At 73.7% G+C, this 18,738-nt stretch carries 18 protein-coding genes; 10 read left to right on the top strand and 8 right to left on the bottom strand.

The window, feature by feature from the left end:
- Positions 1–88: 88 nt before the first annotated feature.
- Both ACU436_RS12260 and uxaC read left to right on the top strand, forming a co-directional pair.
- On the top strand, positions 89–1,438 hold the full coding sequence (locus ACU436_RS12260; protein ID WP_459024646.1) for a Gfo/Idh/MocA family oxidoreductase: 1,350 nt from the start codon (positions 89–91) through the stop codon (positions 1,436–1,438).
- A gap of 1 nt (position 1,439) precedes the next feature.
- Positions 1,440–2,864 (top strand): glucuronate isomerase, encoded by a 1,425-nt coding sequence (uxaC, locus tag ACU436_RS12255; protein ID WP_459024645.1) that lies wholly within the window; start codon positions 1,440–1,442, stop codon positions 2,862–2,864.
- Between the two features lie 76 nt (positions 2,865–2,940).
- On the opposite strand, the gene ACU436_RS12250 is transcribed toward uxaC, so the two are convergent.
- From ACU436_RS12250 to ACU436_RS12235, 4 genes are all read right to left on the bottom strand, one after another.
- Positions 2,941–3,861, bottom strand: a complete 921-nt coding sequence (locus ACU436_RS12250) for a type IV toxin-antitoxin system AbiEi family antitoxin domain-containing protein (RefSeq protein ID WP_459024644.1) — start codon at positions 3,859–3,861, stop codon at positions 2,941–2,943.
- 130 nt (positions 3,862–3,991) lie between these two features.
- On the bottom strand, positions 3,992–5,437 hold the full coding sequence (locus ACU436_RS12245; protein WP_459024643.1) for a mannitol dehydrogenase family protein: 1,446 nt from the start codon (positions 5,435–5,437) through the stop codon (positions 3,992–3,994).
- Complete coding sequence (locus ACU436_RS12240) at positions 5,437–6,456, bottom strand: LacI family DNA-binding transcriptional regulator (RefSeq protein WP_459024641.1); 1,020 nt, start codon at positions 6,454–6,456, stop codon at positions 5,437–5,439. Before ACU436_RS12240 ends, ACU436_RS12245 begins: the two co-directional genes overlap by 1 nt.
- A gap of 72 nt (positions 6,457–6,528) precedes the next feature.
- Positions 6,529–8,259, bottom strand: a complete 1,731-nt coding sequence (locus ACU436_RS12235) for a choline dehydrogenase (RefSeq protein WP_459024639.1) — start codon at positions 8,257–8,259, stop codon at positions 6,529–6,531.
- A gap of 217 nt (positions 8,260–8,476) precedes the next feature.
- Between ACU436_RS12235 and ACU436_RS12230 the strand changes: the two genes are divergently transcribed.
- Complete coding sequence (locus tag ACU436_RS12230) at positions 8,477–8,680, top strand: hypothetical protein (protein WP_459024638.1); 204 nt, start codon at positions 8,477–8,479, stop codon at positions 8,678–8,680.
- Between the two features lie 6 nt (positions 8,681–8,686).
- Here ACU436_RS12230 and ACU436_RS12225 read toward each other — a convergent pair whose 3' ends face one another.
- A complete protein-coding gene (locus tag ACU436_RS12225) occupies positions 8,687–8,959 on the bottom strand; it encodes a hypothetical protein (RefSeq protein ID WP_459024637.1) in 273 nt (90 codons plus the stop codon).
- 111 nt (positions 8,960–9,070) lie between these two features.
- Between ACU436_RS12225 and ACU436_RS12220 the strand changes: the two genes are divergently transcribed.
- Positions 9,071–9,907, top strand: a complete 837-nt coding sequence (locus ACU436_RS12220; RefSeq protein ID WP_459024635.1) for a sugar phosphate isomerase/epimerase family protein — start codon at positions 9,071–9,073, stop codon at positions 9,905–9,907.
- Between the two features lie 135 nt (positions 9,908–10,042).
- Positions 10,043–10,687 (top strand): universal stress protein, encoded by a 645-nt coding sequence (locus tag ACU436_RS12215; protein WP_459024633.1) that lies wholly within the window; start codon positions 10,043–10,045, stop codon positions 10,685–10,687.
- A 19-nt stretch (positions 10,688–10,706) separates the two neighbouring features.
- Here the strand turns inward: ACU436_RS12215 and ACU436_RS12210 are convergent, their stop codons facing one another.
- The 3 genes from ACU436_RS12210 to ACU436_RS12200 are packed head-to-tail and all read right to left on the bottom strand — an operon-like array spanning position 10,707 to position 13,150.
- A complete protein-coding gene (locus tag ACU436_RS12210; RefSeq protein ID WP_459024632.1) occupies positions 10,707–11,501 on the bottom strand; it encodes an SAM-dependent methyltransferase in 795 nt (264 codons plus the stop codon).
- Positions 11,502–11,555: 54 nt separating this feature from the next.
- Positions 11,556–12,284, bottom strand: a complete 729-nt coding sequence (locus tag ACU436_RS12205; RefSeq protein ID WP_459024630.1) for a Type 1 glutamine amidotransferase-like domain-containing protein — start codon at positions 12,282–12,284, stop codon at positions 11,556–11,558.
- Positions 12,281–13,150, bottom strand: coding sequence for a MurR/RpiR family transcriptional regulator (locus ACU436_RS12200; protein ID WP_459024629.1), 870 nt, complete (start codon positions 13,148–13,150; stop codon positions 12,281–12,283). Before ACU436_RS12200 ends, ACU436_RS12205 begins: the two co-directional genes overlap by 4 nt.
- Before the next feature lie 184 nt (positions 13,151–13,334).
- Between ACU436_RS12200 and ACU436_RS12195 the strand changes: the two genes are divergently transcribed.
- From ACU436_RS12195 to ACU436_RS12175, 5 genes are read left to right on the top strand one after another with little or no spacing between them, the layout of a single operon-like run.
- A complete protein-coding gene (locus ACU436_RS12195) occupies positions 13,335–14,858 on the top strand; it encodes an ABC transporter substrate-binding protein (protein ID WP_459024627.1) in 1,524 nt (507 codons plus the stop codon).
- Positions 14,855–15,817, top strand: coding sequence for an ABC transporter permease (locus tag ACU436_RS12190; RefSeq protein ID WP_459024625.1), 963 nt, complete (start codon positions 14,855–14,857; stop codon positions 15,815–15,817). The genes ACU436_RS12195 and ACU436_RS12190 overlap by 4 nt, the downstream gene beginning before the upstream one ends.
- Positions 15,814–16,692 carry an ABC transporter permease gene (locus ACU436_RS12185; protein ID WP_459024623.1) on the top strand — a complete coding sequence of 293 codons (879 nt, stop codon included), beginning with the start codon at positions 15,814–15,816 and terminating at the stop codon, positions 16,690–16,692. Before ACU436_RS12190 ends, ACU436_RS12185 begins: the two co-directional genes overlap by 4 nt.
- Complete coding sequence (murQ, locus tag ACU436_RS12180) at positions 16,689–17,588, top strand: N-acetylmuramic acid 6-phosphate etherase (RefSeq protein WP_459024622.1); 900 nt, start codon at positions 16,689–16,691, stop codon at positions 17,586–17,588. Before ACU436_RS12185 ends, murQ begins: the two co-directional genes overlap by 4 nt.
- Positions 17,585–18,724 (top strand): anhydro-N-acetylmuramic acid kinase, encoded by a 1,140-nt coding sequence (locus ACU436_RS12175; RefSeq protein WP_459024620.1) that lies wholly within the window; start codon positions 17,585–17,587, stop codon positions 18,722–18,724. Before murQ ends, ACU436_RS12175 begins: the two co-directional genes overlap by 4 nt.
- The last annotated feature ends 14 nt before the right edge of the window (positions 18,725–18,738 follow it).

The following is an 18,738-nucleotide window of genomic DNA, read 5'->3' as shown; positions in this document are numbered from 1 at the left end:
GCGGTGCTCGACAACGCCGTGAGCTGCCCGCTCAGCCGAACCGCCGCCTTGCAACCCTTTGCAAACGGCACCAGCACAGGGAGTGTGCATGTCCCCCAGCGCCGCGAACTCGCCGCGCCCCCGCTACGCGATCGTCGGCCTCGGTGGCCGCGCCCAGATGTTCGTCGACGCGATCACCGGCGCGCACGTCGACACGGCGCAGCTCGTCGCCTTCTGCGACGTCAACCACACCCGCATGGACGTGCACAACCGCACCGTCGTCGCGGCCGGCCTGCCGGCCGTCCCGACCTACGGCGCGCAGGACTTCGGCCGGATGCTGGACGCCGAGCGCGTCGACACCGTGATCGTCACCTCGATCGACCGCACCCACGACGAGTACATCGTCGCCGCGCTGCGGGCCGGCCGGGACGTGATCACCGAGAAGCCGATGACCACCGACGCGCAGAAGTGCCGGCGGATCCTCGACGCCCAGGCCGAGACCGGGCGCGAGATCACCGTCACGTTCAACTACCGCTACAACCCGTTGCACGCGCGGGTGCGCGAGGTGATCGCGTCGGGCGCGATCGGCGAGATCGGGTCGGTGCACTTCGAGTGGCTGCTCGACACCCGCCACGGCGCCGACTACTTCCGCCGCTGGCACCGGGACAAGGCCAACTCCGGCGGCCTCATGGTGCACAAGGCCACCCACCACTTCGACCTCGTCAACTGGTGGATCGCCTCCTCCCCCGACGTCGTCTACGGGCTCGGGCGGCTGTTCTTCTACGGCGACGAGAACGGCAACCGCCGCGGCATCGCCCAGCCCTACGCCCGCGCGCACGGCGCCCCCGAGGCCGCCGACGACCCGTTCGCGCTGCACCTGGCCGGCAACGAGAAAATGACCGCGCTCTACCTCGACGCCGAGCACGAGGACGGCTACCACCGGGACCAGAACGTCTTCGGGCCGGGCATCACCATCGAGGACGACATGGCGGTGGCCGTCCGCTACCGCAGCGGCGCCACGATGAGCTACCACCTCACCGCCTACTCGCCGTGGGAGGGCTACCGGGTGGGGTTCAACGGCAGCGCCGGGCGCCTCGAGCTGGACGTCATGGAGAACTCGTTCGTCGACCCGGGCACCGCGGGCACGGTCGCGGGCGAGGCGCTGCACGGGCGGCCGGGCACCGAGGTCCGGCCCGAGCCCGAGCGCGGCGCCCGGCTCACCCTGCGCAAGCACTGGGAGAAGCCCGAGGACCTGGACCTTCCCGACACCAGCGGCGGCCACGGCGGCGGCGACGAGCGGATGCTCGCCGACATCTTCGGCGGGCAACCCGTCGACGACCCGCTCGGCCGCGCCTCCACCCACCGCGACGGCGCGCTCTCGCTGCTCACCGGCCTCGCCGCCAACCGATCGTTCGAGACCGGCCTGCCGGTCCGCGCCGCCGACATCCTGGAGCTCTGACATGTCCGCTCGACCGCTTCAGCTCGACGACGACCGCATCCTGCCCACCGACCCGGCCGTGCGCACCATCGCGCGCGAGATCTTCGCCGCGGTCCGCGACCTGCCGCTGATCAGCATGCACGGCCACGTCGAGGCCTCCGTGCTCGCCGACGACCAGCCGTTCCCGGACCCGGCGCAGCTGCTCGTCGTGCCCGACCACTACGTCACCCGGATGCTCGTGTCCCAGGGCGTCCGGCTCGAGGAGCTCGGCGTCCCGCGCCGCGACGGCGGCCCCGTCGAGACCGACGGCCGGGCGATCTGGCGGCGGTTCTGCGCCGGGTGGCACCTGTTCCGCGGGACGCCGTCGCGGTTCTGGCTGGAGCAGGAGCTGCACGACGTGTTCGGGGTGAACGTGCAGCCGTCGCAGGAGTCGGCCGACGCGATCTACGACACGATCGCCGCCTGCATCGCCCGCCCGGAGTTCCGGCCCCGCGCGCTGTTCGACCGGTTCAACCTGGAGATCCTCGCGACGACCGACGCACCCGCGTCGAGCCTCGACGCGCACGCGGCGATCGCCGCGTCCGACTGGGGCGGCCGCGTGGTGCCGACGTTCCGGCCCGACGCGCTGGTGCACCTGCACCGGCCCACGTGGAAGCAGGACGTCGAGGAGCTCGGGGAGGCCGCCGGCACCGGCATCGACACCTACACCGGCTACCTCGCCGCCCTGCAACAGCGCCGGGAGCACTTCCGCCGGCTCGGCGCCCTGGCCACCGACCACGGCCACACCACCGCCGACACCACCCCCCTCGACCGCGCCGACGCCGAACGGATCTACGCCGCCGCCCTCGCCGGCTCGGTCGACGCGGCCGCCGCCGACGCGTTCACCGCGCACATGCTCTTCGAGATGGCCCGGATGAGCCGCGACGACGGCCTCGTCATGCAGATCCACCCGGGCGTCCTGCGCAACCACCACGGGGGAGTCCACGACCGGTTCGGCCCCGACAAGGGATTCGACATCCCGCTGCCCGTCGACTTCGCGCGCGGGCTGCGCCCGATGCTGTCCGCGTTCGGCACCGACCCCGGCTTCCGGTGCGTGGTCTTCACGATCGACGAGACCACCTACTCCCGCGAGCTCGCGCCCCTGGCCGGTGTCTACCCGTCGATGCGCCTGGGCGTCCCCTGGTGGTTCCTGGACAGCCCGCACGCCATGCGCCGCTTCCGCGAGGCCGTGACGGAGACGGCCGGCTTCTACAACACGGCCGGCTTCGTCGACGACACGCGGGCCTTCGCCTCCATCCCGGCACGACACGACCTGGCGAGGCGGGTGGACAGCGGCTACCTGGCCCAATTGGTGAAGAACGGCCAGCTGAGCCAGGACGAGGCCCTGGAGACAGCAGTGGACCTGAGCACGACGATCCCGAGAGAGGCCTACGCCCCCCGCCCATAGGGCCACTTCGCACACCCAGCAGCCACTTCGCACAAGTCGGGCCTTGTGCGAAGTCGGCGGCAGGTGCGCGGAGTGGTCAGATCGGGCGGAAGCGGGAACGGAGGCGCTTCGCCGTCGCGGCGAAGTTCGCCAGGTCCGACCAGATCCAGCGGACCACGCCGAGGTCCTCGTCGCGGAGCGCGTCCTCCCGCATCTTCTCCGCGACGAGGACCTCCGCCACGTCCTGGCCGGGGCGCAGCGTCCGCCCGTACTTGACGAGGCCGTCGAACTCGCCGACGGTGCGCAGCTCGGGCCAGCCGACATCCACGCGGCCGATGAAGGCGCCGGTGGCCGAGGCGCGTACCTCCCATTGCAGCACCGGCACGGGCAGACCCGCGGCAGCGATGGCCAGCCGGCTGCGGGACTCCCCGACGCTCTCGCTGAGCCCGTTCGACAAGGCGATCGCGCGCCGGGCGGACCGCGTGCCCGGCCGACGAGGGACGGCATCCAGCACGTCGATGAGGTCGCCTGGCTCCACGCGATCCGGGCGCTTGTAGAACATCGCGGAGTCGGCGACCACCACGGCCTGCTCGAACGGCAGCATCCGCGCGAGGTCAGCGGCCGTGCGTGCGAGTGATGTGACCGGCAGCCCGGCGATCGTGGTGATCTCCGAAGGATCCAGCGAGGCCACGTGCACGTGGACCAGTGCACCGCGGCGTCCGCCGCCCGGCCGACGCCGGGTCACGTGTACCGGGCCGAGCCGGACCCCCCAGATCCGCAGGCCGTGCAGTACCGCGGCCGAGACGTGGCTGACCACCGCGTCGCCGGCCAGCTCACCCATGGCGGCCGCGATCTGCAGGGCGTGCCGCCCGAGGACGTCGTCCGGAAGCTCGCCCCGGACGTAGGCACCGCGGCGCACCGGCGTGAGCTGCCCGGACCGCACCAACCGGCGCATTTCGTCATCGGAGAAGCCGGCGGCCAAGAGGTGGGGCCGCAGCGTGAGTTCGGGCAGATCCACGAGGGAAGCATCCCTGGCCCCGGCGACCGGCGGGCCCGAACGACGAATCTCGGCCACTTCGCACACCCAGCCGGAACTCCGCACAAGGCGGGCCTTGTGCGGAGTCCGAGCTGGGTGTGCGAAGTCCTTCTCAGGAGGCTGTCGCTGCGGCTACCCCGCCCTTCGTCAGGGCCTCCAGACTCTCCGTCACCAGCTGGCGGAACCGTCCGTTCTCCGGCAGCTCCTCGCCGAAGACCTCCTCCAGGGACAGCAAGGCCTCCGCCGCCGCCTGCGGTGTCGCGGCGTCGGCCGTCAGCTTCTTCAGGCGGGCGGCCATCGGGTCGTCCACGGTCTCCGCGGTCCAGACGTAGCGCATCCAGGCCGCGACGCCGAGGCAGGCGTAGCGGGGCTCGGCGCCTGCGGCGAGGCGGTCGGCGATCGTGCCGAGCAGGCGCTGCGGGAGCTTCTGCGTGCCGTCCATCGCGATCTGGACGGTGCGGTGGCGCAGCGCCGGGTTGTGGAAGCGGTCGATCAGCTCCCGCTGGTAGGCGGCCACGTCGTACCCGTCGGGGACGGCGAGGGTGGGCTCGACGTCGTCGGCCATGAGGTGCGCGACGACGCCGGCGATGCCCGGGTCGGCCATGGCGTCGGCGACGTGCGCGTGCCCGGCCAGGGCGCCGAGGTAGGCGAGGGTGGAATGGCTGCCGTTGAGCAGCCTCAGCTTCATCGCCTCGTACGGCGCGACGTCCCCGGTGAGCACGGCGCCGGCGCGCTCCCACGCGGGACGGCCGGCCGCGAAGCGGTCCTCCACCACCCACTGCCGGAACGGCTCGGTGACGACGACGCCCCGGTCCTCGAACCCGAGGAGGCGGGCGGCCTCGGCGCGGTCCTCGTCGGTGGTGGCCGGGACGATCCGGTCGACCATCGACGACGGGAACGACACCGACCCGGCGACCCAGCTCGCGAGGGACTCACCCCCGGGGAGCGCGGCGCAGAAGTCCATGACGAGCCCGCGCAGCACGTCGCCGTTGGCCGGCAGGTTGTCGCACGACAGCAGCGTGATCGGGCCGGCGTCGGCGGCGCGGCGGGCCTGCAGGCCGCGCACGAGCTGCCCGACGACCGTGCGGGGCGGCCCCTGCCCGGCGAGGTCGGCGGCCACGTCGGGGTCGGCGCGGCGCAGCCGGCCGGTGGCGGGGTCGTGCCGGTAGCCCTTCTCGGTGACGGTGAGCGTGACGAGGCGGGTGCCGGGTGCGGCGAGCAACGCCTGCAGCCGCTCCCCCTCCTCGGCGGCGAACAGCAGGTCGCGCACGGCGCCGGCCACGCGCAGGGAGGTGTCCTCGCCGCGCACGAGCACCGAGTAGAGGCCGTCCTGCGGCTGCAGCTGGTCGAGCACGCCGCGGCTGCGCTGGGTGACCCCGCAGATCCCCCAGTCGCCGCCCGCGGCCGCGACCGCCTCCTCGGTGAAGACGGCCTGGTGGGCGCGGTGGAAGGCGCCGATGCCGAGGTGCACGATGCCGGTGCCGAGCGCGCGCGGGTCGATCGGCGGGCGCAGCGCCGCCGGCAGGTCGGCGAGCGCGGCGAACGAGAGACGGGCCATCACCGGCCCGCCAGCACATGGGCGGAGTCGGAGCCCTGCCGAGGCGGCGCCGTGGTGGACCGCACGATGAGCTGCGTGGGGAGCCACCGGTGCGTGGCCTCCGGCTCGTCCGGCGCGTCGAGCCCGTCGAGCAGCAGGTCGACGGCCGCCCGCCCGGCCGCTTCCATCGGCATCCGCACGGTGGTGAGCGGCTCGGTGGTCATGGACGACATCTCGATGTCGTCGAACCCGACCACGCTGATGTCCCCCGGCACGGCCACGCCGCGGGAGGCGAGCCGGTTGAGCACGCCCACCGCCATCAGGTCGTTGAAGGCGAGGATCGCGCTGACGCCGCGGGCCAGCGCGAGATCGGCGGCCTGCACCCCGCCCTGGAACGTGGGCGGGAACGGGCCGAGCTCGACGGTCTCGACGTCGCACGCGGGCGCCGCGGCGCGCAGGCCGCGCAACCGCTGCTCCCCCGCCCACGACGCGGGCGGCCCGCCCAGGTGGGCGACCCGCCGGTGGCCGAGCGCGGCGAGGTGTTCGACGGCCTGGCGCGCCCCGTCGGCCGAGTCCATGAGCACGGCGGGCAGGCCGGCCTCGTCGCTGTTGACCAGCACCAGCGGCGTGGAACCGACCAGCCGCTCGAGCTGGGACGGCTGCATCCGGGGCGAGCAGAGCACGACCCCGTCCACCTGCTTCGCCATCGCGCCGACGACCTCGGCCTCGACCCGCGGGTCCTCCGCGGCGTCGGCGAGGAAGACGACGTGCCGCACCTCGCGCGCCCGCGCGGTGCAGCCCTTGAGCATGGCCGAGAAGAACGGGTTGGCGACGTCGGGCACGACCACCCCGATGTTGCCGGTCTTACCGGTGACGAGCCCGCGCGCCGCCCGGTTGGGCTGGTAGCCGAGCTCCTCGGCCACCTGCAGCACCTTCCGGCGCGTCGCGGCGTTCACCATGTCGGGCATCGTGAACGCCCGCGACACGGTGGACACCGAGACGTCGGCACCCTTCGCCACCTCGTGGATCGTGACCGCCATGCTGCTCCCGTTCGCCGGCTGAGCACAGCCTGCAAACCATTGCAGCAAGTGTCAAGAACGGAAGCGCTTACGTCACCAGGAGTCGGCGAAGAGCGAGGCGCCGGACGGCATGGCCTGCTGCGGCGCCACGATCGGCCTCTCGGGGCGCGGCACGAGGCGCGGCCGCTCCGGCAGCCTGGGCGGGAGTGCGGCCTTGCCGGCGATGATGTCGGCCGCCTTCTCGGCGATCATCATGGTGGGCGCGAGCGTGTTGGCGTTGGTCAGCGACGGCATGACCGACGCGTCGACCACCCGCAGCCCGTCCACCCCGTGCACCCGCAACGTGTCCGGGTCCACCACCGCCATGTCGCCGCGGCCCATCGCCGCGGTGCACGAGGGGTGGTAACCCACACGGCCGATGCGCCGCACCCAGGCCATGACCTCCTCGTCGCTGCGGACATGCGACCCCGGGATCGTCTCCCCGCCGTCGAGGTCCCGGAACGCGGGCTGGGCGAGCAGGTCGCGGGCCCGCCGGACGGCCTCGACCCACCGGTCCCGGTCCTTCGGGTCGGACAGGAAGTTCACCAGGATCTTCGGGTGCACGGCCGGGATCGGCGAGGCGATCTTCACCGAGCCACGCGACTCCGACCGCATCACGCCGACGTGCATCTGGTAGCCGTGCGCGGTGACCTCGACGGACTCGTCGGAGCTGTTCATGGCGAGCGGTGCGAGCAGGAACATCAGGTCCGGCTCGCCGCCCTCGGCGAAGTCGCTGCAGACGAAGCCGCCCGCCTGCATCGGGTTGCGGGTGCCCGGGCCCTTGCCGAACACCAGGGCGTCGAGGACGACGCCCGGCCACTTCGACTTGTTCCGGATGTCCGACATCGAGACGGGCTGGGTGCACCGGTGCTGGACGTGCACGGCGAGGTGTTCCTGCAGCGACTCGCCCACCCCGGGCAGTTCGTGCGCCACGGGGATGCCCAGCCCGCGCAGGTGCTCGCCGTCGCCCACGCCGGACAGCTGCAGGATCTGCGGGGTGGCGATCGCGCCCGCGGACAGGATCGTCTCGGCGGCGCGGACGTCGTGCGTCTGGCCGTTGCGGTCCCGGTAGCGGACGCCGACGGCCCGCGTGCCCTCGAAGAGGACCTTGCTGACCGTCGCGTGGCACTGGACGTCGACGTTCGGCCTGCTCTCCACCGGGTGCAGGTACGACACCGCGGCCGACGCGCGCTTCCCGCCCCGGACCGCCTGGTCCAGCGCGGAGAAGCCTTCCTGCGCGTTGTCGTTGACGTCGGGGACGACCTTGTAGCCGGCCTGCTGCGCCGCCTCGAAGAAGGCGTCGAAGATCGGGCCCTGCGCGGGGCCGCGGTTCAGCGCCTGCGGGCCGCTCCGGCCCCGGCCGGTGCCGCGCGGCTCGTCCACGCAGCCCTCCAGCCGGCGGAAGTACGGCTCGCAGTGCGCGTAGTCCCACACCTGCGAGCCGGCCTCGTCGGCCCACCGGTCGTAGCTCGCCCGGTGGCCGCGCTCGTAGAGCATCCCGTTGATGCTGCTCGAGCCGCCGAGCACCTTGCCGCGCGGGTGGTGCAGCTTCCGCATCCCCAGGCCGGGCTCGGGCTCGGACTCGTAGCGCCAGTCGAAGGTGCGGTGCCCGACCGGGAAGCCCAGCGCGAGCGGTAGCTGGATCCGCAGGTCCCACCAGTGGTCGGGGCCGCCCGCCTCCAGGAGCAGCACCCGCATCGACGGGTCCTCGCTCAACCGGTTGGCCAGGATGCAGCCGGCCGGCCCACCCCCCACGATCAAGACGTCATAGCCGGTCACAGACACTCGCCCCTCACGCCCTCTCCCCCTCGGACACCCGCCCGTACGCCACCCGGCTATCGAGCGAGTCGCGGGCGACGTTAGCCGGATCGAGTGACGCCCGATCGCGGCGGGGGCCGCTCTCACGCAGCGTGAGCGGGTGACGCCACCCGGGGTTCGCCCGCACGGTGCAGAATGGCAACGTGCTGTTCACCGAGAGGTCACCGGAAGCCGAGCCGGAGCCGTGAACGGAAGCCCGCTCGAGATCACCCGGCTCCTGCAGAACCCCCTCGGCCACCCCGCTCCGGAGGGCGAGCGGGGCGACATCGTCCGCGTCAGCGACGGGACGCGCACCGTCTACCTCACGCCGCGGGAGTACGACGAGGCGAGCGAGCAGCAACTGCGCTACCGGCTCGCGGCGGAGGGCCGGACCCGGCACCCGGCGTAGGGCCGCTCAGCTGCCCCCCTCGTGGGCCGAGTCGTAGCCGAGGTCGCCGTGCAGGTCGACCGTGACCGACCCGGCGGCTCCGGCCGGCACGGCGGTCTGCGGCGCGGCACGCGGACCCGGGATGTTGTTCAGGGCCGCGTGCACCTCGTGCGCGAGGTCGTACCCGTAGTCACCTGAATACTCCTGATCGGCCGACACGACGCCTCCCTCCTCGGGCCGCCCCACGGCCCGAACCTGACGCTGCGCGACCACCTGCATCCGGTCGGTGGCGCCGATCATCGCTCGCGCGGGTGGCGCCCGCAAGGGGCGAGTGACCCCGCCGCCCTACCGCGTGTGACCGACGTCTCGCGCCGCGCTGCCACCCGCGGCGCCGGTGCCAGACTCGCGGGCATGAAGATCGCCGTCTGCACCGTGAGCCTGCCGGAGTGGACGCCCGAGGAGGCCGTCGGAGAGGTCGCGGCCCTGGGGTTCGACGGGATCGAGTGGCGCGTGGCCGACGACCCCGCCACGGACGCCCCGCCCGACTTCTGGCGCGGCAACCGCTGCACGCTGCCGGCATCCGGCTTCGAGGAGGACGCACCGCGGATCAGGGAGCTGACCCGCGCCGCCGGCCTCGACATCCCCGCTGTCGGCCCCTACGCGCGCTGCGACGACCTCGACACCGTGGAGCGCCTGATGCGCGGGGCCGCTGCGCTCGGGGCGCCCCGGATGCGCGTGCAGGTCGGCGCCCCCGGCCGGGAGGGCTACCGGGAGACGTTCGCCCGGCGTCGCGAGGAGTACCGGGCCGTCGCCGACCTCGCGCTGCGGCACGGGGTGCAGGCGCTGCTCGAGCTGCACCACCAGTCGATCGTCTCCAGCGCGTCGGCCGCGGCCCGCTTCCTCGACGGCGTCGACCCGCGCGCCGTCGGCGTCATCCACGACGTCGGGAACATGGTGCGCGAGGGATACGAGTTCGACCCGTGGAGCCTGGAGATCCTCGGCGACCACCTCGCCCACGTGCACGTCAAGAACGCGGTGCTGCAACCCGCGCCGGGCGCGTCACCGCCCTGGAGCTGGGAGTGGGCACCCATGCGCACCGGAGCCGCCCCGCTGCAGCGGCTCTTCGACGCACTCGCGGGCGTCGGCTACCAGGGCTGGGTGTCGATGGAGGACTTCTCGACCGAGGTCCCGCTGCGCGAGCGGCTGCGCGACGGGATCGCGTACGTCCGCGAACTGGCAAAGGGCTAGACCTACCGATCGGCCCGGCCCCCTTCCGGGTGAAGTCCGGCGAGTGGTCTGGCCCAGCGGGAACAAGGGGAGCACCGTCGCTCCGCGACAGCAACTCGACTCGCGAGCGAGCAGCCGCCGAGAGGGAGCCCCTGGATGAGCCAGCGCACGTCCGCGCTCGCGCCGCCAACAGCCCCGCAACGCCCGACCGAGGACCTCGTCGTCATGGCCCACGAGCCGGACGTACCGGCCTCGGTGGCCCGGGCCTGGCGACGATCCGGGCGGCGGGTCCGGATCGAACCCGCACCCGGCACCGCCGAGGACCGGCTCGTCACCGTCGCCGCGCTCGCCGGGCGCAGCGTCCTCGTCATCGGCCCGGACGACCGCGACCGGACCCCGACGCGGCGCGTGGTCGCCGCGGTGCGCGACCTGCCATCGGACGCCGCCGTCCTCGCGGAGGCCGCCGCCGCCGCGGTCGGGCTGGAGGCGGTGGTCGTCCCGGTCCACGGCGTGCCGCTCTCCTTCGGGGAGCGCAGCGTCGGGCTCACCGACGCCCTGGCCCGCGGGCACGAGATCCTCGACGCGGCCGTCGCGGAGCTCACCGCGCAGGTACCGGGCCTCACCGTGGTCCCCCGCCTGCTGCGGGTGCACCCCCACGAGCTCGTGGGCGAAGGGCTCGACGCCGACCTGCTCGTGCTCGGCGGGCCGCGCCACCGCATCCCGGCCCGCGTCGGGTTGGTGGGCTGCAGCGCCGTGCAGCACGCACCCTGCCCGGTGCTGCTGGCACCCCGGCCCGCCTGAGACCGCCCCTGCCGTCAGCTCACGGCTTCCGGGCGACGCCGCCGAAGTGGTAGACGGGTACGGGCTCACCGACCTCGATCGGGTCCGGCCGCCACAGGGAGTCCGACACCACCCCCGGCTCCAGCAGCTCCAGCCCATCGAAGAACCGCAGCAGTTCGGCCTTGCTGCGGATCGTCATCTGCGCGCCGCCGCCGGCGTTCCACATCTCGACGCCCGCACGGATCTTGTCCGGGTCGACCTCGGGAGTGGGATGGGAGATCGCCACGTAGCTCCCCGACGGCAGGGCGGCGACCAGCCGGTCGACGACGCCGCGCGCTTCTTCCTCGTCGACGACGAAGTTGAGGATGCCGAGCAGCATCAGTGCGATCGGCTGGGTGAAGTCGAGCGTGCGGGCGGCCGCGCGCAGGATCCCGTCCGGATCTCGCAGATCGGCGTGGATGTAGTCGGTGACGCCCTCGGGCGAGCTCGTGAGCAGTGCCTTGGCGTGTGCCATGACGATCGGGTCGTTGTCGACGTAGACGATCCGTGTCTCGGGCGCGAGCCGCTGGGCCACCTCGTGCGTGTTGTTCGCCGTGGGCAGCCCGGTGCCGACGTCGAGGAACTGGCGGATCCCCGCCTCGGCGACCAGGTGCCTGACGGCGCGGGCCAGGAACCCGCGGTCGGCACGGGCGCCATCGCCGAGCTCGGGCATGTGCTGGAGCACCTGGTCGGCGGCCTGGCGGTCGACGGCGTAGTTGTCCTTGCCGCCGAGGAGGTAGTTCCAGAACCGGGCCGAGTGCGGGACGGTGGTGTCGATGGGACACGGTTCGGACACACCGGATGCCTACCACGCGTGATCGGCGGGATCCACCGCCGGGTAAACCAAGGGTCACTCCGGCTCGTCCTCGCGAAGCCGGTCGACCAGGGCCTCGAACACCGGCCGCCCACGAGGCGGCAGCGGGTGGAACCCGTGACGGCCCCCGGACACCACCACCGTGCCGTCGTGCACGCTCATGGTCTCCCCGTCCCGCAGGCACCGGTGCGCCAGGCCGTCGGCGGTGAGGCGGGCGGCGGCCCGCTCCGCACCGGGGGCGTCGGGGTGGTCCGACCTCCAGTGCGGGACGATCCGGAAGTCCACGAGCCCGAGGCAGCGCGGCTCGAGCGACGGCGGGTAGCCGTCGGGCAGCACGGCCGGGTCGTCGACGAGGTCGATCCCGCGCAGGTCCGGACCCGCGACGCACGCGCCCGCGGAGTAGCCGCCGTAGCCGAAGTCCGGCCGGTCCAGTTGCTCCCGCACCGCGGCGCCGAACCCCGATCCGGTCATCGCGCGGGCCAGCACGAAGGCGTTGCCGCCCATCGCCCAGACCAGGTCGAGCCCGGACAGCCGCGCGGCGAGCCCGTCGCGATCCGCGAAGTACTCCCGCAGATCGAGCTCCTCGCAGCGGTACCCGAAGGCCTCCCAGGTGTCGGCCTCGCGGCCGAAGTCGCGGGCCCGGGACGGCCCGAACGCGTCCAAGGCGTTGAGCACGATGCCGGCGCGACGTGCCGTCGTGGCCGGCGGCAGCACCTGCGGCCGCTCCCCGGGCCCCAGGAACCAGGAGCTGAGCAGCAGCCTCATCCCGCGTCCTCCCCCACGAGCCGGCGGGACCGCACCGCCCGGTACGTGCGGTTCAGCGCGGTCGTCGTCCGGTCGTACGAGCGTTGGGCCACGCCGACGAACAGGCAGTCGATCACGGCGAGCTGGGCGATCCGGCTCGCCATCGCGCCGGAGCGGAACGTCGTCTCGCGGGCGGCGGTGGTGAGCACGAGGTCGGCGTGCCCGGTCAGCGGGGACGGCACGAAGTTGGTGATCGCGATCGTGCGCGCGCCCGACTCCCGCGCGGCGCACAGCGCGTCCACGGTGTCGACCGTGGAGCCGGTGTGCGAGATCGCGATCGCGACGCAGCCGGTGTCCAGCAGCGCGGCCGACGTGAGCGCGGCGTGCGGATCGGGCCACGCGAACGCCAGCAGCCCGATGCGGTGCAGCTTCTGGTGCAGGTCCTGCCCGACGAAGCCGCTCGCCCCGATGCCGTAGACGTCGATCCGGCGCGCCGCGGCCACGGCCTCGACCGCGGCGGCCAGCGCGTCCAGGTCCAGGTTGGCGGCGGTGTCCTGCACGGCGGCGGCGTCGCTGAACGCGATCTTGGCGACGACGTCGGCGAGCGAGTCGTCGCGGTCGATGTCCGGCGAGAGCACGGCGCCCTCGCCCGCGGCCTGGATCCCGGTCTCGCGCGCGAGTGCGAGCCGCAGCTCGGGATAGCCCTGGAAGCCCGCCGACCGGCAGAACCGCATCACGGTGGCCGCCGAGGTCGCGCACCGCTGCGCGAGCCGGCCGATCGGCAGCTCCGCGGTTCCGGCCGGGTCCCGCAGCACCGCCTCGGCCACCCGCCGCTGCGCCGGGCGCAGCGACGGCGCCACGGAACGGATCCGCACCAGAACACTCATCGTCCGCCCTCGCTGACGCTCGGGCGACCGCTTCGCGGACACGCTGTGCCGATGGTTCGCTCGCTCCGCAAGCTCCGCTCGCTCACGGGCCGCAGTATCCACGCCTGGCGGCAATTTGTTACATCCAGATCGCCGTTCACGAAAACTCTTGACCCCGGACGGGCGCTGTGATCCGGTAGCCGCCATGCGCGGTCGGCTGGGTGCGGTGGTCGTGGCGGGAGCGGTGCTGCTCACCGCCTGCTCCGGGGGCGGGGGCGCGCCGCCCGGTGACGGGCCGAGCGGCCTGGTCGTCGGCGCGACGTCCGACCCGGACACCCTCTTCCCCTGGAAGGCCACCCAGTTCCAGGCCGTACAGGTCCTCGAACAGCTCTACGGCACCCTCACCGAGCTGGACGCGAACCTCGAGGTCGTGCCGGGTCTCGCCGAGTCCTGGCAGGTGTCCGAGGACGGCGCGACGATCACGATGGCGCTGCGCCAGGGCGTCACGTTCGCCGACGGGAGCGCCTTCGACTCCGCCGACGCGAAGGCCTCCCTCGACCGGATCCGGGACGAGGCGACCGGCGCCGTCTCGGCCGCGAGCCTGGCTGCTGTCACCTCCGTGGAGGCGCCGGACCCGGCCACCGTCGTACTGGCCCTCTCCGGTCCGGACGCGGGCATCCTCGCCGCCCTGGCCTCGGTGAACCTCGCGATGCTGGCGAGCGACGCCACCGAGCAGGCCCTCGCCGAGACGCCCAACGGCACCGGCCCGTTCACGCTCGCCCAGCGCACCCCGAACCAGTCGATCGCCCTCTCCCCCAACCAGAGCTACTGGGGCGGGGCACCCCGGATCCCGTCGCTGGAGTTCCGGGTGATCCCCGACGAGACGTCGATCGTGTCGGCGATGCAGTCCGGCAACATCGACTTCGCGGTGTTCGACGACCCGCTCGTGGCGCAGAGCGCCGAGGGGTCGGGCCTCACCGTGACCGAGACACCGCAGCTCGCCTACCACGTGCTGCAGCTGAACGCCCGCCAGGCGCCGCTCGACAACCTCGACGTGCGGCTGGCGATCCAGTGCGCCATCGACCGCCGGCAGGTGCTCGACACGGCGGCGCTGGGCGAGGGGGAGGTGACCGGACCGATCACCTCCCCCGCCTACCGGTCCGACCCGGCCGCGCGCCCGTGCCCGCAACGGGACGTCGAGGCGGCCAAGCGGCACCTCGCCGCCGCCGGGCACGCCGGCGGCCTGACGCTCTCGACGATCGTGTCGCAGGGCGAGTACGCCACCTCGGTGAACGAGGCCACCAACATCCAGGCCCAGCTGGCCGAGGCCGGCATCACCCTGAACCTGGACGTACTGGAGTCGGGCGCCTACGTCGACCGCTGGGTTGCGGCCGACTTCCAGACCGCGGTGGCGCTCAACGGCGGCCGGCCCGACCCGGACGGCAGCTACGGGCGGTACTTCACCAGCACCGGCAACTTCAACAAGGTCGCCGGCTACTCCTCCCCGGCGTTGGACGAGCTCTTCGCGCAGGGCAAGGCCACCGCCGACCCCGAGGCGCGCAAGGCGATCTACCGGCAGGTCTCGGCGCAGCTGGAGGACAACGCGGCCTGGGTCTGGCTGTTCACCAGCTTCACCTACACCGTCACCGGTGGCGACGTCAGCGGCTTCACCCCGATGGCCAACGGCTCGCTGAAGTACCTGCGCGAGACCACCGCCGGCGGGTCATGATCGCTCGCCACCCGCTGCTCCGGCGCCTCCTCGAAGCCCTCGCCACCCTCCTCGGCGTCGCGGTGCTCGTCTTCGTCATGCTCCGGGCGATCCCCGGCGACCAGGTCACCGCGAGCCTCGGCACCGAGGCGGCCGCGCTCACCCCGGCCCAGCGCGCCGCGCTCGAGGCGTACTACGGGCTGGACCAGCCGCCGCCCGCCCAGTTCCTGTCCTGGCTCGGCGCCGTCGCCACGGGCAACCTCGGCACGTCGCAGCGGAGCGGCGAGTCGGTGCTGGCGATGACGGCGGCCGCACTCCCGATCACCCTCGAGCTCGCGGTGCTGTCACTGGTGATCGGGCTGGTGCTCGGCGTCGCCGCCGCGATGCTGTCCGCGTCGCGCCCGAACTCCGCCCGGGACGCCGCCGGGCAGGCGGTGGGGCTCGCCGGGCTGTCCGTGCCGGCGTTCCTGCTGGGCTCGGCGCTGCTCGCGCTCTCGGCGCGGTTCCTCGGCTACAACCCGAACGCCGAGCAGTTCGCGGCACTGACCGCCGACCCGGGGCTGCACCTGCAGCAACTGCTCATGCCGGCCCTCGTCCTCGGCTTCGGCCTGGCCGCCCCGATCATGCGGACCGCGCGGTCGGCGCTGCTGGAGGTGCGCTCCCAGGACTACGTCCGCACCGCCCGCGGCAAGGGCGTCGGCCCACGGCGGCTCGCGCTGCGGCACGTCCTGCCGGGCGCCCTCGTCCCGATCCTCACGATGACCGGGCTGCAGTTCGGCTACCTGCTCGGCGGCGCCGTGGTCGTCGAGCAGATCTTCTCCGTGCCGGGGATCGGGCGGCAGGTGCTGCTCGGCATCCAGCAGAAGGAGTACGCCGTGGTGCAGAGCACGGTGCTCGTCATCGCGCTGACGTTCGTGCTGGTCAACCTCGGCACCGACCTGCTGTACCGGGTGATCGACCCGCGGGTGCGGGCGTCGTGAGCACGCTCGTCACGACCGGGCTGCCCGCCGCCACCGGGCGCCGTGGCCTGCTGCGACGGACGCTCGGGAGCCGCAGCGGCGCGGTCGGCGCGGTGCTCGTCGGGGTCGTCGCCCTTGGCGCGCTGGCCGCGGCGCTGGGCCTGCTGCCCGACCCGCTCGCCCAGGCGCCGGCACAGCGGCTCTCCGGACCGTCCGGAGCGCACTGGTTCGGCACCGACCAGTTCGGTCGCGACGTGTTCGCCCGCTCGGCGGCCGGCGCGGCGGCGTCGTTGCAGATCGCGGTGGTGGCGGTGGCCATCGCCACCGTGGCCGGCACGGCGGCGGGAGTGGCCGCCGGGTTCTTCCGCGGTTGGTCGGACCGCTCCGTCCTCGGCGTGACCAACGTGCTCTTCGCGTTCCCGCCGCTCCTGCTCGCGCTCGCGCTCGCGTCGGCGTTCACCCGCACCTGGCTGACGGTGGCGATCGCCATCGCGATCGTCTACACCCCGATCTTCGTGCGCGTCGCGCGCGGCCCGGTGCTGTCGCTGCGGGAGGCGGACTTCGTGCGCGCCACCACCGTGCTGGGGTTCTCCCCGCTGCGGACGCTGGCCCGGCACGTGCTGCCGAACATCGCGCCGATCGTGATCGTGCAGGTCACCCTGTCGCTGTCGTGGGCGGTGCTCACCGAGGCGTCCCTGTCGTTCCTCGGCCTGGGCACCCCGCCACCCGCCCCGTCGCTCGGCGCGATGGTCCTGGAGGCGCGGGTGCTCGTGAACGTCGCCTGGTGGACCATGGCCGCCCCCGGCGCGGTCATCGTCGCCCTGGTCGTGGGCCTCAACCTGCTGGGCGACGGCCTGCGCGACGCCCTGGACCCACGGAACGGGAGTGGCCGGTGACGGAGCTTTCCGGGTTGGAGACCGAGCGCGTCGACCCGCGGTACGCGGACATCGACCGCGCGAGCGTCGCCGAGCTCGCCGCCCTCATGAACGAGGCGGACGCGACGGTGCCGGTCGCCGTGCGGGCCGCCCTGCCGCGGATCGTGCCGGCCATCGAGGCCGTGGCGCAGCGGATGCGCGACGGGGGCCGGCTGCTCTACGTCGGGGCGGGGACGCCGGGCCGCCTGGGCGTCCTCGACGCGTCCGAGTGCCCGCCGACCTTCAGCACGCCGCCGGAACTGGTCCGCGGGCTCATCGCCGGCGGCTCGCCCGCGGTTTTCACCGCGCAGGAGGGCGTCGAGGACGACGCGGACGCCGGGCGCGCGGTCATCGCCGCGGAGGGTGTGGGGCCCGCCGACTCGGTCGTCGGGATCACGGCGAGCGGGCGCACGCCCTACGTCCTGGCGGCCGTCGCCGAGGCGCGCGAGCGGGGCGCGCTGACGGTGGGGGTGTCCTGCAACGCGGGCACCCCGCTGTCGGCGGCCGCCGAGCACGCGATCGAGGTGGTGGTGGGCCCGGAGGTGGTCGCCGGCTCCACCCGGCTCAAGGCGGGCACCGCCCAGAAGCTGGTGCTCAACATGTTCTCGACGATCTCGATGGTGCAGCTGGGCAAGACCTACGGCAACCTCATGGTCGACCTGGGCGCCACCAACGCGAAGCTGCGCGAGCGGGCGATCCGGATGGTCCGCACCGTCACCGGCGCCTCCCGGGAACGGGCCGAGGAGGCCCTGGAGGCGTCGGGGATGCGGGTGAAGCTCGCGATCCTGCGCCTCGAACGCGGGCTCGACGCCGACGAGGCGAGCGCCCGCCTGGCCGCGGCCGGCGGGCGGCTCCGGGACGTCCTGGAGGAGCGGTGAAGGTACTCGGGCTGATCTCCGGCACGTCCCACGACGGGATCGACGCGGCCGTCGTCGACTTCGCGACGGAGGGGGACGGCCTCCACGGGCACGTGACGGCCACCGCGAGCACCCCGTACGACCCCGCGCTGCGGGCGCGCCTGCGCGCCGCGCTGCCGCCCGCCGCCACCACGCTCGCCGAGGTGTGCGCGCTGGACACGCTGATCGGGCAGGCGTTCGCGGCGGCAGCCGCAGCCGCGCCTCCCGTCGACGCCGTCTGCTCGCACGGCCAGACCGTCTTCCACTGGGTGGAGGGGACCCGGGCCCTCGGCACCCTGCAGATCGGGCAGCCCGCCTGGATCGCCGAGCGGCTCGGCGTGCCGGTCGTGGCGGACGTCCGGATCCGCGACATCACGGCGGGCGGCCAGGGCGCCCCGCTCGTCTCGTACCTCGACACGCTGCTGCTCGCCGGGCTCCCCGGCCGCCCGGCCGCCCTGAACCTGGGCGGGATCGCCAACGTCACCGTTCCTGGACGGCTCGCCTGGGACACCGGCCCGGCGAACGCCCTGATCGACGCCGCGGTCCTGCGCACCGGCGCCCACCCGGCCGGCTTCGACGTCGACGGCGCGCTCGCCGCCCGCGGCCGCGTGGACGACGACCTGCTCGCCGAGCTGCTCACCGAGCCCTACTACCGGCTGCCCCCGCCCAAGACCACCGGCAAGGAGCTGTTCCACGACGGGTACCTCGACCCCTTCCTCGGGAGGGAGACCACCGACCTCATCGCCACGCTCACCGCGCTCACCGCGCGCACCGTGGCCGACGCGGTACGGGGCGCGGAGGTCGACACGCTCGTCGTCTCCGGTGGCGGCGCCGCCAACCCGACCCTGATGCGGATGCTCGGCGCCGAACTGCCCGGCGTCCGGCTCGTGCCCTCGGCCGAGCTGGGCGCGCCCGGCGACGCGAAGGAGGCGATCGCGTTCGCGCTGATCGGCTGGCAGACCCTGCACGGCGTGCCCGCAACGCTTCCGGCCTGCACCGGCGCGAGCGCCGCGCGCATCCTGGGCACGATCACGCCGGGTGCGCGCCCACTGCGACTCCCCGAACCTGCGACGGCGCCGAAGGCGCTGCGCCTGACGGTGGCCGGAGGCGCCACATGAGAGCCAGCAAGGTG

It is taken from the genome of Pseudonocardia wallangbongensis (assembly GCF_054486945.1).
This window is presented reverse-complemented; position numbering and strand designations above follow the sequence as displayed.

What these genes read in the sequence shown, in the direction of transcription:
- ACU436_RS12260 (WP_459024646.1), top strand. Translation starts at nt 89, where the DNA reads ATGTCCCCCAGCGCCGCGAACTCGCCGCGCCCCCGCTACGCGATCGTC.
- uxaC (WP_459024645.1), top strand. Translation starts at nt 1,440, where the DNA reads ATGTCCGCTCGACCGCTTCAGCTCGACGACGACCGCATCCTGCCCACC.
- ACU436_RS12245 (WP_459024643.1), bottom strand. Translation starts at nt 5,437, where the DNA reads ATGGCCCGTCTCTCGTTCGCCGCGCTCGCCGACCTGCCGGCGGCGCTG.
- ACU436_RS12240 (WP_459024641.1), bottom strand. Translation starts at nt 6,456, where the DNA reads ATGGCGGTCACGATCCACGAGGTGGCGAAGGGTGCCGACGTCTCGGTG.
- ACU436_RS12225 (WP_459024637.1), bottom strand. Translation starts at nt 8,959, where the DNA reads ATGATCGGCGCCACCGACCGGATGCAGGTGGTCGCGCAGCGTCAGGTT.
- ACU436_RS12220 (WP_459024635.1), top strand. Translation starts at nt 9,071, where the DNA reads ATGAAGATCGCCGTCTGCACCGTGAGCCTGCCGGAGTGGACGCCCGAG.
- ACU436_RS12215 (WP_459024633.1), top strand. Translation starts at nt 10,043, where the DNA reads ATGAGCCAGCGCACGTCCGCGCTCGCGCCGCCAACAGCCCCGCAACGC.
- ACU436_RS12205 (WP_459024630.1), bottom strand. Translation starts at nt 12,284, where the DNA reads ATGAGGCTGCTGCTCAGCTCCTGGTTCCTGGGGCCCGGGGAGCGGCCG.
- ACU436_RS12200 (WP_459024629.1), bottom strand. Translation starts at nt 13,150, where the DNA reads ATGAGTGTTCTGGTGCGGATCCGTTCCGTGGCGCCGTCGCTGCGCCCG.
- ACU436_RS12195 (WP_459024627.1), top strand. Translation starts at nt 13,335, where the DNA reads ATGCGCGGTCGGCTGGGTGCGGTGGTCGTGGCGGGAGCGGTGCTGCTC.
- ACU436_RS12190 (WP_459024625.1), top strand. Translation starts at nt 14,855, where the DNA reads ATGATCGCTCGCCACCCGCTGCTCCGGCGCCTCCTCGAAGCCCTCGCC.